This is a genomic window from Streptosporangium sp. 'caverna' (assembly GCF_003203775.1).
Classification (GTDB): domain Bacteria; phylum Actinomycetota; class Actinomycetes; order Streptosporangiales; family Streptosporangiaceae; genus Streptosporangium; species Streptosporangium subroseum.
In genome coordinates, this window is sequence record NZ_CP029711.1 from 4,713,198 (window position 1) to 4,728,863 (window position 15,666).

The 15,666-nt window shown below is 68.1% G+C and carries 10 protein-coding genes; 8 read left to right on the forward strand and 2 right to left on the reverse strand.

Going from position 1 to position 15,666, the window contains the following annotated elements; translation table 11 throughout:
* The first annotated feature begins 429 nt into the window (after positions 1–429).
* The 6 genes from DKM19_RS51810 to araA all read left to right on the forward strand — a co-directional run bounded on the left by DKM19_RS51810 (position 430) and on the right by araA (position 7,151).
* Complete coding sequence (locus DKM19_RS51810) at positions 430–744, forward strand: LacI family DNA-binding transcriptional regulator (RefSeq protein WP_239514355.1); 315 nt, start codon at positions 430–432, stop codon at positions 742–744.
* 241 nt (positions 745–985) lie between these two features.
* Complete coding sequence (locus DKM19_RS20790; RefSeq protein ID WP_110697569.1) at positions 986–1,978, forward strand: ABC transporter substrate-binding protein; 993 nt, start codon at positions 986–988, stop codon at positions 1,976–1,978.
* A gap of 61 nt (positions 1,979–2,039) precedes the next feature.
* The gene (locus DKM19_RS20795) at positions 2,040–3,551 is read left to right on the forward strand and encodes a sugar ABC transporter ATP-binding protein (protein ID WP_110697571.1); all 1,512 of its coding nucleotides are present in this window, start codon (positions 2,040–2,042) and stop codon (positions 3,549–3,551) included.
* A complete protein-coding gene (locus DKM19_RS20800) occupies positions 3,548–4,603 on the forward strand; it encodes an ABC transporter permease (protein WP_110697573.1) in 1,056 nt (351 codons plus the stop codon). Before DKM19_RS20795 ends, DKM19_RS20800 begins: the two co-directional genes overlap by 4 nt.
* Positions 4,600–5,580 (forward strand): galactofuranose ABC transporter, permease protein YjfF, encoded by a 981-nt coding sequence (gene yjfF, locus DKM19_RS20805; protein ID WP_110697575.1) that lies wholly within the window; start codon positions 4,600–4,602, stop codon positions 5,578–5,580. Before DKM19_RS20800 ends, yjfF begins: the two co-directional genes overlap by 4 nt.
* A gap of 89 nt (positions 5,581–5,669) precedes the next feature.
* Positions 5,670–7,151: an L-arabinose isomerase gene (araA, locus tag DKM19_RS20810; protein WP_110697577.1), complete on the forward strand. Its 1,482-nt coding sequence runs from the start codon at positions 5,670–5,672 to the stop codon at positions 7,149–7,151.
* A 251-nt stretch (positions 7,152–7,402) separates the two neighbouring features.
* On the opposite strand, the gene DKM19_RS20815 is transcribed toward araA, so the two are convergent.
* Complete coding sequence (locus DKM19_RS20815; RefSeq protein WP_204358900.1) at positions 7,403–8,848, reverse strand: lectin; 1,446 nt, start codon at positions 8,846–8,848, stop codon at positions 7,403–7,405.
* Between the two features lie 1,194 nt (positions 8,849–10,042).
* Here DKM19_RS20815 and DKM19_RS20820 point away from each other — a divergent pair.
* Together DKM19_RS20820 and DKM19_RS20825 are read left to right on the forward strand one after the other, a co-directional pair.
* Complete coding sequence (locus DKM19_RS20820; RefSeq protein WP_110697581.1) at positions 10,043–12,901, forward strand: PQQ-dependent sugar dehydrogenase; 2,859 nt, start codon at positions 10,043–10,045, stop codon at positions 12,899–12,901.
* A 119-nt stretch (positions 12,902–13,020) separates the two neighbouring features.
* A complete protein-coding gene (locus DKM19_RS20825; RefSeq protein ID WP_110697583.1) occupies positions 13,021–14,823 on the forward strand; it encodes a lectin in 1,803 nt (600 codons plus the stop codon).
* Positions 14,824–15,077: 254 nt separating this feature from the next.
* On the opposite strand, the gene DKM19_RS20830 is transcribed toward DKM19_RS20825, so the two are convergent.
* Positions 15,078–15,629 (reverse strand): hypothetical protein, encoded by a 552-nt coding sequence (locus DKM19_RS20830; RefSeq protein WP_162641643.1) that lies wholly within the window; start codon positions 15,627–15,629, stop codon positions 15,078–15,080.
* Positions 15,630–15,666 lie beyond the last annotated feature (37 nt).

Genomic DNA, 15,666 nt, shown 5'->3' on the forward strand with positions numbered 1-15,666 from the left:
CACCCCTTGCGGACCGGGTGAGGTGACGGCCGAACTCGACGCGCTCACCGTGTTTCATGCGATCGAAGGAGTGAGTGGGGACCACGTCATCAAGGGCATGGTCGTCGTCGCCGTCGTTGACGGCTTGATAGGGCGGTGACGGGCAATGGAATGTCGTCGCCCGGCCGCGATGTCTGCCGACGAGGGGTGGCCGACGGTGAAAACCATCTCACCGTCGCATTTGATTTCTGCAACATATCAGCGTCCAAGCGCATATTGCCACCGTGCCGGTTTCACCCCTCCCGCAGTCCACCCACCGGGCTTGCCGATACGGGCCGACGGCCGGTTAACAAGAGGTTTCGGCGTGATGGGACCGTGACATGTGAAGCGCTTGACGCGACGCGGTGTTAGCGCTCACAGTCTTCCTAGATCGCATGAGAGGAGTGCCGGGTGGGACTCAGCCCGAGGCGTCGCCTGCCCGTCATGGCGGACGTGGCAGGCGTGTCGCACCAGGCGGTCTCGCGTGTGCTCAACGATCATCCCGACGTCAGCGCGGAGGCTCGGACCCAGGTCCTGCGCGCGATCGACCAGCTGGGCTGCCGGCGCAACCTCGTCGCACGCGCATCTGGTCACCAGGAACCCCCGGCCGACTGGCTGGAGGTGGAAGACCAGATGGCGCCGGGTGCGCCGGGGGCCTTCGTGGAACAAGCGGTGAGAGTCCCCGGCAAGATCAATATCGTGGGATTCGACGACATTCCGGAGTAGGAGTTCTTCTCCACTCCACTCCTCTCACGACCATCGGACAGGACTCCGGCCGTGGGCGGGCGCGGCATCGACGTGCTCGTGCGGCGGATCGAGACGGAGGGGCCGTGCGCGAGCGTCGCATCGTGTCTCCCCGCCTCGTTCTCGGAGCCGGCACGTCGACGGTGCGCCGGTCGCCCGCGGAAGCAGAGAGAGCGTTGACACCACGTGGATGTTAGCGCTCACATATGAAAGGAACCCCCCAATGTTGCAAAGGGTCTCGGCACTGATCGCGGTCGGTGCCGTCGTGTTGACGATGGCCGGCTGCGGAAGCGGCGGCACTTCGGCCACCACCGACGGCGGCAAGGCCGCCGACGACGGCAAGATCACTATGGGCTTCTCCCAGGTGGGCGCCGAGAGCGGGTGGCGTACCGCCAACACCAAGTCGGTGCAGGAGTCGGCGAAGACGGCGGGCGTGGAGTTGAAGTTCTCCGACGCCCAGCAGAAGCAGGAGAACCAGATCAAGGCGATCCGCTCGTTCGTCCAGCAGAAGGTCGACGTCATCGCCTTCTCGCCGGTGGTGGAGTCGGGCTGGGACACGGTGCTGAAGGAGGCGCAGAGCGCCAAGATCCCGGTGATCCTGACCGACCGGGCGGTGGACTCCGCGGACACCACCCTCTACAAGACCTTCCTGGGCTCCGACTTCGTGGAGGAGGGCAAGAAGGCCGGTCAGTGGCTGGTGGAGGAGTACAAGGACTCCAAGGACCCGGTGAACATCGTGGAGTTGCAGGGCACCACCGGCTCGGCTCCGGCCAACGACCGCAAGGCGGGCTTCGCGGAGGTGATCGCGGCCGATCCGAAGTTCAAGATCGCCGCCTCGCAGACCGGTGACTTCACCAGGGCCAAGGGCAAGGAGGTCATGGACGCGTTCTTGAAGTCCACCCCGGACATCGACGTGCTGTTCGCGCACAACGACGACATGGGGCTGGGCGCCATCGAGGCGATCGAGGGCGCGGGCAAGGTGCCCGGCAAGGACATCAAGATCATCACCATTGACGCGGTGAAGGACGGGATGCAGGCCCTGGCCGACGGGAAGATCAGCTACATCGTGGAGTGCAGCCCGCTGCTCGGCCCCCAGCTGATGGACCTGGCCAAGAAGGTCGTCGCCGGCGAGCAGGTTCCCGCCCGCGTGGTGACCGAGGAGACCGCCTTCACCCAGGAGCAGGCCAAGGCCGCCCTGCCCACCCGCCAGTACTGAGCCGAACCGGGCCGCCCCTGACGCAGGGGCGGCCCGTTGCCATGGAAGAGAGGAACGCCGCATGGCCCGCTCCGGGCCGATCCTGCGGATGAACGGGATCGGCAAACAGTTTCCCGGCGTGAAGGCGCTGGACGGCGTGGACTTCAGACTGCTGCCCGGCGAGGTGCACGCGCTCATGGGAGAGAACGGCGCCGGCAAGTCGACCCTGATCAAGGTGCTGACCGGCGTGTACGACATCGATGCCGGCGAGATCGAATTGGAAGGCCGCCGGGTGGCGTTCTCCGGTCCGCTGGCCGCCCAGCAGGCCGGCATCAGCACGGTCTACCAGGAGGTCAACCTCTGCTCCAACCTCTCCGTCGCGGAGAACATCTTCATCGGCCGCGAACCGCGCAGCCTCGGCCGTATCCGGTGGAAGGAGATGCGGCGACGGGCCGCCGAACTGCTGGGGCGCCTCGACCTCGATCTCGACGTCTCCTCCGCCCTGTCGACGCATTCCCTGGCCATCCAGCAGATGGTGGCCATCGCACGAGCCGTGGACATCGAGGCCAAAGTCCTGATCTTCGACGAGCCGACCTCCAGCCTCGACGCGAACGAGGTCGCCCAGCTGTTCCGGGTGATGCGGAGGCTGAAGGAGCAGGACATCGCGATCCTGTTCGTCTCGCACTTCCTCGACCAGATCTACGAGATCGCCGACCGGATGACGATTTTGCGCAACGGCAAGCTCGTGGGGGAGTACCTCACCCGCGAGCTGAGCCAGGTGGGCCTGATCGGCAAGATGATCGGCCGCGAGCTCGCCGACCTGGAGAGGCTGGAGGGCAAGCCGCTCGCCAGGGAGAGCGAGCCGTTCGTGCAAGCCGGTGAGCTGGGCCGCTCCGGCGCCATCGAGCCGTTCACCCTGACCATCCGCGAGGGTGAGGTCGTCGGCCTGGCCGGGCTGCTCGGCTCCGGCCGCACCGAGCTCGCCCGCCTGCTGTTCGGCGCCGACCAACCCGGCAGCGGTTCCCTGCGGATCGCCGGGCAGCCGGTCAACCTGCGCACACCCCGGGCGGCGATCCACCGCAAACTGGCCTTCTGCTCGGAGAACAGGCGGGAGGAGGGACTCGTCCCCGACCTCACCGTGCGAGAGAACATCGTCCTCGCACTGCAGGCCGCGCGCGGCTGGACCCGGCCCCTGCCCCGACGCAGACAGGACGAGCTGGTCGACAAGTACGTCACCGCGCTGAACATCCGCCCGGCCGACCCCGAGCAGCTCGCCGGAAACCTCAGCGGCGGCAACCAGCAGAAGGTGCTGCTGGCCCGCTGGCTCATCCTGGAGCCGCGCCTGCTCATCCTCGACGAGCCCACCCGCGGCATCGACGTCGGCGCCAAGGCGGAGATCCAGCGGCTGGTGGTCGAGCTGTCCGACGGCGGAATGGCCGTGCTGTTCATCTCCGCCGAGCTGGAGGAGGTCCTGCGGCTCAGCCACAAGGTCGCCGTGCTGCGCGACCGCAGGCTCATCGCCGAGGTGGACAACGACGAACGCCTGACCATCGACGTCCTGACAGAGACGATCGCGAGCGGAGCCGCATCATGACAGCGTTCCTCAGGCATCGCCTGTTCTGGCCCGTCGTGATCCTGGCGGCCCTGCTGCTGCTCAACGTGGCGTTCACCGACAACTTCTTCAACGTCGAGATCAAGCAGGGCCACCTCTACGGCAGCCTGATCGACATCATCAGGTTCGGAGCGCCGCTGATCCTCGTCGCGCTCGGCATGACGCTGGTGATCGCGACCAACGGGATCGATCTGTCGGTGGGCTCGGTCGTGGCGATCTCCGGCGCCCTGGCCTGTCTGCAGATCAGCGGCCTGAGCGACCAGAACTCGGTTGGCGGCGTGCTGGGCGCGGTCGGCGTCGCGCTCGCGCTCTCACTGGTGCTCGGCGTCTGGAACGGCCTGCTCGTCGCGGGCGTGGGCATCCAGCCCATCATCGCGACACTGATCTTGATGGTCGCCGGGCGGGGCCTGGCCCAACTCGTCACCGACGGACAGATCATCACGGTCAACAGCTCGCCGTACAAGCTGATCGGCGGGGGCTACTGGCTCACGATCCCGTTCGGGATCATCGTCGTGCTCGTCGTGCTCGCGTTCACCGCGTTCCTCACCCGGCGGCTCGCCCTCGGCCTGCTCATCGAGTCGGTCGGCGGGAACGCCAAGGCGAGCCGCCTGGCGGGCATCAACGCGCGCGGGGTGATCGTGATGGTCTACACGTTCTGCGCGCTGTGCGCGGGGATCGCCGGCCTCATGATCAGCTCGAACGTCTCCAGCGCCGACGGCAACAACGCCGGCCTGTGGATCGAACTGGACGCCATCCTGGCCGTCGTCATCGGCGGCACCTCGCTGGCCGGCGGCCGGTTCTCCCTCAGCGGCACCGTACTGGGCGCGCTGATCATCCAGACCCTGACCACCACCATCTACTCGATCGGCGTGCCGCCGCAGACGACGCTGCTGTTCAAGGCACTCGTGGTGACCATCGTGTGCCTGCTCCAATCCCCGGCCTTCCGCGCGAAGGTCGTCCGCCGTCGCCGTCGCCGTCGTCCGCCCACCGGCACATCCCCGATGGCGCAAGAGAAGGCGAGGGTCCCGGCATGACCACCCTGACCGTCCCGGCCCTGCGCGGGACGCCGCGCAAGTACGTCCCCACCCTGGTCACGACCGTCCTGCTCATCGCCATGTTCGTCGCCGGCGGGATCAGGTACGAGGGGTTCGCCAGCGGGCAGATCATTTTCAACGTCCTCATCGACAACGCGTTCCTGCTGGTCGTGGCCGTCGGCATGACCTTCGTGCTCCTCACGGGCGGCATCGACCTGTCGGTCGGCTCGGTGGTGGCGCTGTCCACCATGGTCGCCGCCACGCTGCTGAAGCAGGGCTGGCCCGCCCTGCCGGTGATGGCGCTCGTGCTGGTCATCGGCGTGACCTTGGGCCTCGGCATGGGCGCGATCATCCACTATTTCGAAATCCAGCCGTTCATCGTCACGCTGGCCGGCATGTTCCTCGCTCGCGGCCTGTGCTACGTGATCGACACCAAGTCGATCCCCATCGACGACCCGACGTTCACCGCCTTCGCCCAGACGCGGATCGACCTCGGCGGCGAGCTGTGGGTCTCACCCAGTGTGGTGATCGCGGCCGTCGTGGTCGTCGTGTCGATGTACGTGCTGCATTACACCCGGCTCGGCAGGAACGTCTACGCCATCGGCGGCGGCGAGCAGTCGGCCATGCTCATGGGCCTTCCGGTGGCCCGCACGAAGATCGTGGTCTACGCGATCAGCGGCTTCTGCTCGGCCTTCGGCGGCCTGCTGCTGTCCTTCTACATGCTGTCCGGGTACGGCCTGCACGCGGTCGGGATGGAACTGGACGCCATCGCCGCGGTCGTCATCGGCGGCACGCTGCTGACAGGCGGCTCCGGATACCTGTTCGGCACCGTGATGGGCGTGCTCGTGCTCGGCCTGATCCAGACGATCCTCAGCTTCGAGGGCACGCTGAGCTCCTGGTGGACGCGCATTTTCATCGGACTGCTGCTGTTCGCCTTCATCCTCATGCAGCGCTTGATCACGGCCAGAAGAGGGTAACCGCCCCGGCGGTCCGGCCGCCCCCACGCCTGGCCCAAGCCGCGCCTGTACGACCGCTACCAGAACGTCTATGGACAGAGGAGTCACCGGTGAAAATATGGTTCCTGACGGGCAGCCAAGGGCTGTACGGCGAGGACACGTTGCGCCAGGTCGCCGAGCAGTCCGGTGAGATCGCCCGCAGGCTGGGCGAGGCGCTGCCGTTCGAGCTGGTCTGGCAACCGGTGCTCACCAACGCGACGGCCATCCGGGACGTGTGCCTGGAGGCGAACGCCGACGACGAGTGCGTAGGGCTGATCGCGTGGATGCACACGTTCTCTCCTGCCAAGATGTGGATCGCCGGGCTCGACGCGCTGCGCAAGCCGCTGCTGCACCTGCACACCCAGGCCAATCGAGAACTGCCGTGGAGCTCCATCGACATGGACTTCATGAACCTCAACCAGGCCGCGCACGGCGACCGCGAGTTCGGCTACATCCAGTCCCGGCTCGGCATGCCCCGCAAAACCGTCGCCGGGCACGTGAGCGACCCGTCCGTGGCCGCCAGGATCGCGGCCTGGGCGCGGGCCGCGGCCGGGCGGGCCGAGGTGGGCTCGCTACGGCTGGCCCGCTTCGGCGACAACATGCGCGACGTGGCCGTCACCGAGGGAGACAAGGTCGAGGCCCAGCTCCGGTTCGGCGTGTCGGTCAACACCTACGGCGTGAACGACCTGGTCCATGCCGTGGACGCCGCCTCGGACGCCGACGTGAGCGCGTTGGTCAAGGAGTACGAGGACCTCTACCGGGTGACCCCCCGGCTGCGGGCGGGCGGTGACCGGCACGACTGCCTGCGTTACGCGGCTCGCGTCGAGCTGGGCCTGCGGAACTTCCTGGACAGCGGCGGCTTCAAGGCGTTCACCACGAACTTCGAAGACCTCGGCGGCCTGCGGCAGCTTCCCGGCCTCGCCGTCCAGCGGCTCATGGCCGACGGTTACGGCTTCGGCGGCGAAGGCGACTGGAAGACCTCGATGCTGCTGCGTACCTTGAAGGTCATGGGGGCCGGGCTGCAGGGCGGCACCTCGTTCATGGAGGACTACACCTATCACCTCACACCGGGAGAGGAGCTGATCCTCGGCGCCCACATGCTGGAGGTCTGTCCGAGTATCGTCGATGGCACACCGTCATGCGAGATCCACCCGCTCGGCATCGGCGGGCGCGAGGACCCGGTGCGGCTGGTGTTCGATGCCGTGCCCGGCCCCGCGACAGTGGTCGGCCTCGCCGACATGGGCGAGCGGTTCCGGCTGGTGGCGAACGTGATCGACGTGGTCGCCCCGCCCGAGCCGTTGCCGAACCTCCCGGTCGCCCGTGCCGTCTGGCGGCCCCGGCCGGACCTGCGCACCTCCGCCGAGCTGTGGCTCACGGCCGGCGCGCCACACCACACCGTGCTTTCCGCCGCCGTGGGACCGGAGGAGCTGAGCGACTTCGCCGACATGCTCGGCGTCGAACTGCTCGTCATCGACGAGGCGACCACCTCTCGCCAGTTCACCCGGGAACTGCGGTGGAACCAGGCATATCATCGGCTCGCACAAGGATTTTGACGGCACGAGAACGATTCCGATCCGCAACGGTGCCGGATGGCAGCGCTTTCCGGCCCTCGCAGCGGAAACCGGCGGCGTCCACGCCGGGCGGTCTCCGGGACGAGACGACGCGTTGCGCGGCTGACCTCTGCCGTCTGCCTCGCACCCCACGATGCGGGGGTACGGGGCAGACGGCCGGCCACCACCCCCCTCAACCGTCGGGGAGCGGTGGCCGGTGTGCGGGTTCGGCGCCGGTCCTGTCCTGGGACGGGTCAGCGGTAGTCGGCGGTGATCACATTGGCCTGGACGGCGTTCTCGGTGGCGTCGGTGGGGTAGCCGGCGACCATGGCTCCTTCGTAGAAGGTGCCCGCGCTGAGGTTGGCGCCGCCGTCGGGCTTGCAGCAGTCACCGCCGCTGCCCAAGATGATGGCACCCTGCTTCTTCATCGGGTTGTAGCCGTTGGGGAGCGAGCCGTCGTACAGGGTGTACAGGCTGCCGGACTGGGCGTTGCTGCCCTTGATCGCGAACCGGGTCGTGCCGTTGTTCTTCAGCGTGGCGGTGACGAACTTGTGGGGGAAGGCCCGCTGGTTGGGGTTCCACGCCTGGCCGCCGCCGGGGAACAGACCCCATTCCAGGTCGGCCTGGACCCAGGGGCCGCTCCCGGAGCAGCCGCCGAACCAGCACTGGGTGCCGAAGTTGATGGCGTCCATGGCGCCGGCGGCGTCGGCCTTCCTGGTGGTCTCGCTGTTGCCGTAGTCGAAGCAGCAGCCGCTGTTGACGTGGGTGCCACTGGTCACCATGTACATGCCCTCGGGTGCGCTGCCCGTGGGGACGCCGGTCAGGTGGCCGTCCCGCCAGTAGCTGTTGCCGGGGTTGATGTAGAGGGAGTAGGCCTTGTTGCCGCCGACGGTGAGCGACTCGGTGGTCGCGGTCGCGGGCCTGCTCTGGGGGGAGCCGGGGACCACGCTGGATCCCTGGTACCACAGGTCGTTGCCCCGTCCGGACTGGTCGTACAGGACCGTGATGACGCAGGCGGTGCCGGTGCAGAACGAGTCCTGTGCCGCGGCGTTGGCGACGCCGCCCGCGGTCAGGACGCCGATGTTCCGGGTCGTGCCGTCGGAGGAGCGCCTGACCTGGTACAGGTTGCCGCTGTAGGCGCCGTAGAGCGCCCGTGTCGTGCTGTGCGCGGCCACGCACGGCGTGCCGCCCGAGGCGTAGATGTCACACGGGCGCGCGCCGGGCGCGGGCGGCGTCGGGGTCGGCGTCGGGCTGGGCTGGGTTCCGGTGGACCATTTCTGGTTGGTGCCGCCGTGGCAGGTCCAGATGTGCACCTTGGTGCCGTTGGCGGTGCCGTAGCCGGACACGTCCAGGCACTTGCCGGATCCGACCGCGGTGATGGTGCCGTCGCTGTTCAGGCGCCACTTCTGGTTGGTCTGGCCGTTGCAGTCCCAGATGATCACCGCGCTTCCGTCGGCGGTCCCGGCCATGTTCACGTCCAGGCACTTGCCGCCGTACACCCGCAGTTCACCGGAGTCGGTCGAGGTCCACTGCTGGTTGTTCTGGCCGTTGCAGTCCCAGATGTTGACCGCGGCGCCGTTGGCCTGCGAGGCGCCGTTCACGTCCAGGCACCGGCCCGACGCCGCGCCCACCAGTGGCGTGGTCGCCGCCGAGGCCGGCGCCCACCAGGTCAGGGCGGTGGCCAGGAAGGTCGTCAGCACCGCTGCGACAGACGCGATGACGGCCCTCCGAGAGCGCCGCCCACGCGTCACGCGGTCCGATAAGGGAATGGGTGAAGGCTGCATTGTCGTGCTCCTTGGGAGTGGGTCGTGGCGGAGACAGACGAACTCGGAAGACCGCAAGGCTCCGTTCGGAAGCCGGTCGCCACGATGAACACGAATCGATTCGATGACGTACTGAATCCACGGGAAAGGGGGAGACGCCGGTGTACAGCGAAGCACATACGACGGTCGGACCGCTTGTCAAGACTCGCTCCTGCCCGGCTGCCTGCCGGATTGGCTTCCTGGCGGCTCTCATTGGTAATGAGAGCATTTCGCCGAGAGCCGGGTTCGAAGAAACATCCATCCGTCCGCTTTCCTGCTCGCGACCCCCTGGACGCCTTGAAATCGAATCGATTCGGATATCGTGGCGGCCGATGACCGGCTGGGGTAGGGGACCGGAAGAGGCGCTGCCGGATCTCCCCGCGGTAGTCGTCAGGTGTGTTGTCGATGTGCGTGGCGGCGGCTTGGGCGGGGGACGTCTCCATCGCCTCGCGTACGACGGGGCGGCCGGCACTCAGCTGCCGGACCGGCTCGTTCTCGGTCGTTATGCGGTTCCCGGACGCGGGCGCAGCCGGACGATCAACTCCAGCACCTGTTCCGCGGCCACCTTGTAGCTCGGCCGGTGTCCGCTCTCGCGCGGGTGCTGCCGGTCACCGTACTTCCTCCCCGCCGTTACCGGCAAGAGTATGACTCATCGAGATTGCCTTTACGGCGGACCGGTCGGTGCCTGATCCGTGCGGCACATCTGAAAAGTTCATTCGGGGTGGTCAGTGCAGGCAGTCGTGGTGCCGGACATCGTCGCAGCTGGAAGCGGGAGTGGCTAACCATGGGCTGAATCTCGATGTGCGTATTGTGAAATAAGTAGGCTTAAGGTCTTGACGGGCATAAGTGGTTGGAACGTAATGGGTAGCGAGGTTCCGGGCGCGCCCCTTCCGGAACCTCCGCGGCTGCATCACCTGAGCGGGATGTGGAGCCGCTTCGTGGCCGGTCACCCCGAGGACCGGCCGCGCAAGTCGGCGGCCGGACGAGGAGACCAGAGGCGGCACTCACCCGGGCACGAAGCAGGACCCTGGCAACAGTGCGGCGGCGCGCGCCTTGCCCTGACTGATTTCCCTGTGGCAGGAAGGAACATTCATGTCCCGACGTCCGTGGCTCACATTGCTGACCACGATGGCGCTGATCACTTCAGGAGCCTTCGCGCTCACCGCCTCCCCGGCGAACGCGCTGACCATCTCGGCGTCCGACTACCAGCAGGTGCCGCTCGCGACGGGCGGCAACGAGCTGGGCGAGGCGATGTCACTGGCCGTGATGCCGAACCGATCGGTCCTTCACACGGCCCGCGACGGCACGTTGCGCGTGACCGACGTCAACGGCAACACGAAGGTGGCCGCCAGGCTCAACGTCTACACCCACGACGAGGAGGGTCTCCAGGGGGTGGCGGTCGATCCGAACTTCGCCACGAACCGGTACGTCTGGCTGTACTACTCACCCCGGCTGAGCACGCCGACCGGCGACGCCCCCTCCACCGGCAGCCAGTCGCAGTTCGACCAGTGGAAGGGCGAGTTCTACCTGTCGCGGTTCACCCTCAAATCGGATGAGACGCTCGACACGTCCAGCGAGAAGGTGGTCCTGCGGGTCGGCAACGACCGCGGCCAGTGCTGTCACGCGGGTGGCGACCTCGATTTCGACGCGCAGGGCAACCTGTACCTCACCACCGGCGACGACACCAACCCCTTCGAGTCGAGCGGCTACTCCCCGCTGGACGAGCGGACCAACCGCAATCCGCAGTACGACGCCCAGCGCTCGGCCGGCAACACCAATGACCTGCGCGGCAAGCTCCTGCGGATCAAGCCGCAGTCGGACGGCAGCTACACGATCCCCAGCGGGAACCTGTTCGCGCCGGGGACGTCGGGGACGCGGCCGGAGATCTACGCGATGGGCCTGCGCAACCCGTTCCGGATGAGCGTCGACAAGGCGAACGGCGTCGTCTACCTGGGCGACTACGGGCCGGACGCGGGATCGACCAACTCCAGCCGGGGGCCGAGCGGGCAGGTGGAGTTCAACCGCATCACCAGTGCCGGCAACTACGGCTGGCCGTACTGCACGGGCAGCAACACCACCGGCGAGACCTACAACGAGTGGAACTTCTCCTCCAACAGCACCGGCTCGAAGTACAACTGCTCCGGAGGCCCGACCAACAACTCCTTCCGCAACACCGGCCTGACCACGCTGCCCCCGGCCAAGCCGGCGTGGATCAAGTACGCCGGTGACTCCGGCTCGCCGTCGGAGTTCGGCAGCGGCTCGGAGTCGCCGATGGGCGGCCCGGTCTACCGGTACGACGCGAACCTGAACTCCAGCGTCAAGTTCCCCTCCTCGCTCGACGGACGGTTCTTCGCCGGCGAGTACGGCCGCCGCTGGATCAAGGCCATCGAGGTGAAGAGCGACGGCGGCTACGGGGAGATCTCCTCGTTCCCCTGGTCGGGGACGCAGGTGATGGACATGGCCTTCGGCCCCGACGGGGCGCTGTACGTGCTGGACTACGGCACCGGAAGCAACAACCAGGCGCTCTACCGGATCGAGTACATCGGCCAGGCCGCCAACCGCAACCCGATCGCCAAGGCCTCGGCCGACAAGACCTCGGGACCGGCCCCGCTGACGGTGAGCTTCTCCTCGTCGGGCAGCTCCGACCCCGAGGGCGGCACGCTGTCGTACTCGTGGAACTTCGGCGACGGCACCACCTCCACCTCCGCCAACCCGAGCAAGACCTACAGCACCAACGGCTCGTACACCGCCACGCTCACCGTCCGCGACCCGCAGGGACTGACCGGAGGCGCGAGCGTCGCCGTGTCCGTCGGCAACACGGCCCCGGCCGTCACGCTCACGTCCCCCGGCGACGGCCAGCTGTTCTCCTTCGGTGACACGGTGCCGTTCCAGGTCGGCGTGAGCGACCCGGAGGACGGCACGATCGACTGCTCCAAGGTGACGGTGACCTACTCGCTCGGCCATGACAGCCACGCCCACCAGATCACCTCCAGGACCGGCTGCAGCGGCTCCATCGCGGTGCCGGTCGACGGCGAGCACGACTCCGCGGCGAATATCTTCGGCGTCTTCGTGGCCTCCTACACCGACGGGGGCGGCCTCACCTCCACCAGCAGCCGGACGCTGCAGCCACGGCACCGGCAGGCAGAGCACTTCGGCGCCCAGCAGGGCGTGCAGACGGCCGACCACACCGGCGCCGAGGGCGGCAAGACCGTGGGCTTCGTCGACGACGGCGACTGGATCTCCTTCCAGCCCTACAACCTGAGCAACGCCAACAGGGTCACCGCGCGGGTGTCCTCGGCGGGCGCGGGCGGCCGGATCAAGGTCCGGGCGGGCTCGGCCACGGGCACGCTGCTGGGAACGGTGACCGTCGCGAGCACCGGAAGCTGGGAGACCTTCGCCGACGTCTCGGCGAATCTCAGCGGTGCGCCGAGCGGTGCCACGACGCTGTACCTCGTCTTCCGCGGCTCGACCGGCCAGGGCTACCTGTTCGACCTGGACGCCTTCACCTTCGGCACCGGCACGACGTCCACCCCGACGCCGACTCCGACGCCGACGCCCTCCGGTGACACGAGCGCGTTGCGGGGGACGGCGTCAGGCCGGTGCCTGGACGTCTCCGGCGCCTCGCAGGCCAACGGCGCCGCGGTGAACATCTGGGACTGCAACGGCGGGTCCAACCAGCAGTGGACCTCCAACAGTTCAAGTGAGCTGCGGGTGTACGGCAACAAGTGCCTGGACGTGAGCGGGGCCGGGACGGCGGACGGCACCGCGGTGCTCATCTGGGACTGCAACGGCCAGAACAACCAGAAGTGGCGCTTCAACTCCGACGGCACCATCACCGGGATCGGCAGCGGCAAGTGCCTGGACGTGTCCGGCAACGGCACCGCCAACGGCACCAGGGTATCCATCTGGACCTGCCTGGGCGCCAACAACCAGAAGTGGACCCGCGTCTAGGCGATCCGCCACACCACGCGACCTCGACCACACCACGAGCACGTCATCGAGGTGGCGCCCGGCGCGGCCCGGCTCATCGCCGGAAGGGCCGTGCCGGGCGCCACGACGGAAGGACACCCATGCTTCGACATCTGACCCCCGCCGCGCTCGGGCGCATCGGGGGTGGCGGCCGGAGGACATCCGTGCTGCGACGCCTGTCGGTGGCCGCGGTGGCGCTCACCGCCGCCGTCGCCGCGACCGTGATCCCCGCCCTTCCCGCCCATGCCGCCGCCTTCAAGGTGCTGGTCTTCTCCAAGACAGCCGCGTTCCGGCACGACGCCATCTCCGTCGGGATCCAGGCCATCCGCGACCTGGGGAGCTCAAACGACTTCACCGTGGACGCGACCGAGGACTCCAGCGTCTTCAACACGTCCAACCTCGCCCAGTACAAGGCGGTGGTGTTCCTCAGCACCACCGGTGACGTGCTGAACGACACCCAGCAGAGCGCCTTCCAGACGTACGTGGACGGCGGGGGCGGTTACGTGGGGGTGCACGCGGCCTCCGACACCGAGTACAACTGGTCCTACTATGGGCAACTGATGGGTGCCTGGTTCAACAGCCACCCGGCGATCCAGCAGGCCACGGTGCGCAACGAGGACAGGGCGCACGCCGCGACCTCTCATCTGGGGGCCACCTGGTCACGGACCGACGAATGGTACAACTTCCGGACCAACCCCCGCTCGAACGTGCGGGTCCTGCAGAGCCTGGACGAGAGCAGCTACAGCGGCGGCGGCATGGGCGACCACCCGATCACCTGGTGTCACCCCCAGTCCTCCGGCCGCGCGTTCTACACCGGCCTCGGGCACACCCAGGAGTCGTACTCGGACTCGAACTTCCGCACGCTGCTGCTGGGCGGGATCCGCTACGCGGCCAAGGCGACCAACGCCGACTGCCGCCCGGAGACCGGCTACACGGCGTTGTACAACGGGTCGACGACGGGCTGGTCGCAGGCCGGGCCGGGGTCGTTCACGAACAGCGCCGCCACGCTGACCTCCCAGGGAGGCATGGGCATGCTGTGGTACAGCGCCAAGGAGTTCCGTTCCTACTCGCTCAAGCTCGACTGGAGGCTGACCGGCGACTCCAACTCGGGGGTGATCGTCGGGTTCCCGGCCACCGGTGACCCGAACACGGCGCTCAACACCGGGCACGAGGTGCAGATCGACGCGACCGACAGCTCGGACAAGACGACGGGGGCGGTCTACGGCTTCAAGGCGGCGGACACCACCGCACGCGACGCGGCGCTGAACCCGCCGGGCCAGTGGAACACCTACGAACTGCTGGTGGAGGGTGAGCGGCTGCAGGTGTTCCTGAACGGCACGAAGATCAACGACTTCACCAACACCGATTCGGCCCGCTCGCTCCAGCAGGGCTACATCGGCATCCAGAACCACGGGTCCGGCGACGTGGCGGCGTTCCGCAACGTCCGCATCAAGGAACTGACCACCGTGACCCCGACCCCCACACCGACCCCGACCCCCACCCCGACGCCCACCGCCAACACGAGCGCGTTGCGGGGGACGGCGTCGGGCCGGTGCCTGGACGTCTCCGGCGCCTCGCAGGCCAACGGCGCCGCGGTGAACATCTGGGACTGCAACGGCCGGTCCAACCAGCAGTGGACCTCGACCGCCTCGGGTGAGCTGCGGGTGTACGGCGGCAAGTGCCTGGACGTGAACGGCGGGGGCACCGCCAACGGCACCGCGGTGCTCATCTGGGACTGCAACGGCCAGAACAACCAGAAGTGGCGCCTGAACTCCGACAACAGCATCACCGCGGTCGGCAGCGGCAAGTGCCTGGACGTGTCCGGCAACGGCACCGCCAACGGCACCAAGGTGCAGATCTGGACCTGCCTGGGCGCCAACAACCAGAAGTGGACCCGAGGATGACCGTGATGTGACGCGGCCCTGATATGACACGACCCTGGAGCCGGTCCGCCTCTGGCGACCGGCTCCAGGGTCGTGTCATTGCAGGACGGGGGCGGCCGGCGCGGTGGAGATGGCAAAGACTCGCCACCCACAGGCAGGTGGCCGGTGGAATCGTTTGAGGTGAGGGTCTTGAGGATGGAAGGCCGTCGGCGGAGAGTACGCGGGGCGTAGCTTTTCGGGCCTTGGCGGGGCACGGTGATCCTCCGGCCCGCGGGTCAGCCGGACACGTTCCGGCGGCGCACGAGCACGAACATGATCGCGATGGCGGCCACCACGGCGACGGCGATGATGCCGATCTTGAGGGGCAGGTCCGAGGAGCCCTCCTGGGCGCGTTCGGCCAGTGCCGCGGTCCGTGCCACGTTGGACGCCGCCGCGGCCGCCGCGGGGAGCACGATGTCCTGTGCCTTCACGGTCGTCGACTTGCGGGCCTCGGCGGGCTTGGTGGCGGTCACGGTGACCTTCCACTCGCCCGCAGGGAGCGGCTCGGCCGCGTTGTAGAGGTTCTGGCCCTCGGGCGCCGACTTCAGCGGGATCGGGCCGAAGGTACGGCCGTCGGGCGCCTTCGCGAACAGGGTCGCGGCGACGATGTCGGTGACCGGGCGGCCGTCCTTCTTCCAGGTGAACAGCACGTTGACGTTGCGGCCGCCGTCCCCGGCGACCTCCAGTGCGATGGGTGCGCCGGGCGCGGCGGAGACGGCGGGGGCGCCGAGCAGCAGCCCGAACCCGGCCAGCAGGATGGCCGCGGCGTATCTCATGACCTTGTTCACGAGTCGTGACTCCCTTCCGGGTTCGGCGACGGCGGGT

Excerpts from the sequence above, each read along its gene's own strand:
- DKM19_RS20790 (WP_110697569.1), top strand. The coding sequence starts at position 986 with ATGTTGCAAAGGGTCTCGGCACTGATCGCGGTCGGTGCCGTCGTGTTG.
- DKM19_RS20795 (WP_110697571.1), top strand. The coding sequence starts at position 2,040 with ATGGCCCGCTCCGGGCCGATCCTGCGGATGAACGGGATCGGCAAACAG.
- DKM19_RS20800 (WP_110697573.1), top strand. The coding sequence starts at position 3,548 with ATGACAGCGTTCCTCAGGCATCGCCTGTTCTGGCCCGTCGTGATCCTG.
- yjfF (WP_110697575.1), top strand. The coding sequence starts at position 4,600 with ATGACCACCCTGACCGTCCCGGCCCTGCGCGGGACGCCGCGCAAGTAC.
- DKM19_RS20820 (WP_110697581.1), top strand. The coding sequence starts at position 10,043 with ATGTCCCGACGTCCGTGGCTCACATTGCTGACCACGATGGCGCTGATC.
- DKM19_RS20825 (WP_110697583.1), top strand. The coding sequence starts at position 13,021 with ATGCTTCGACATCTGACCCCCGCCGCGCTCGGGCGCATCGGGGGTGGC.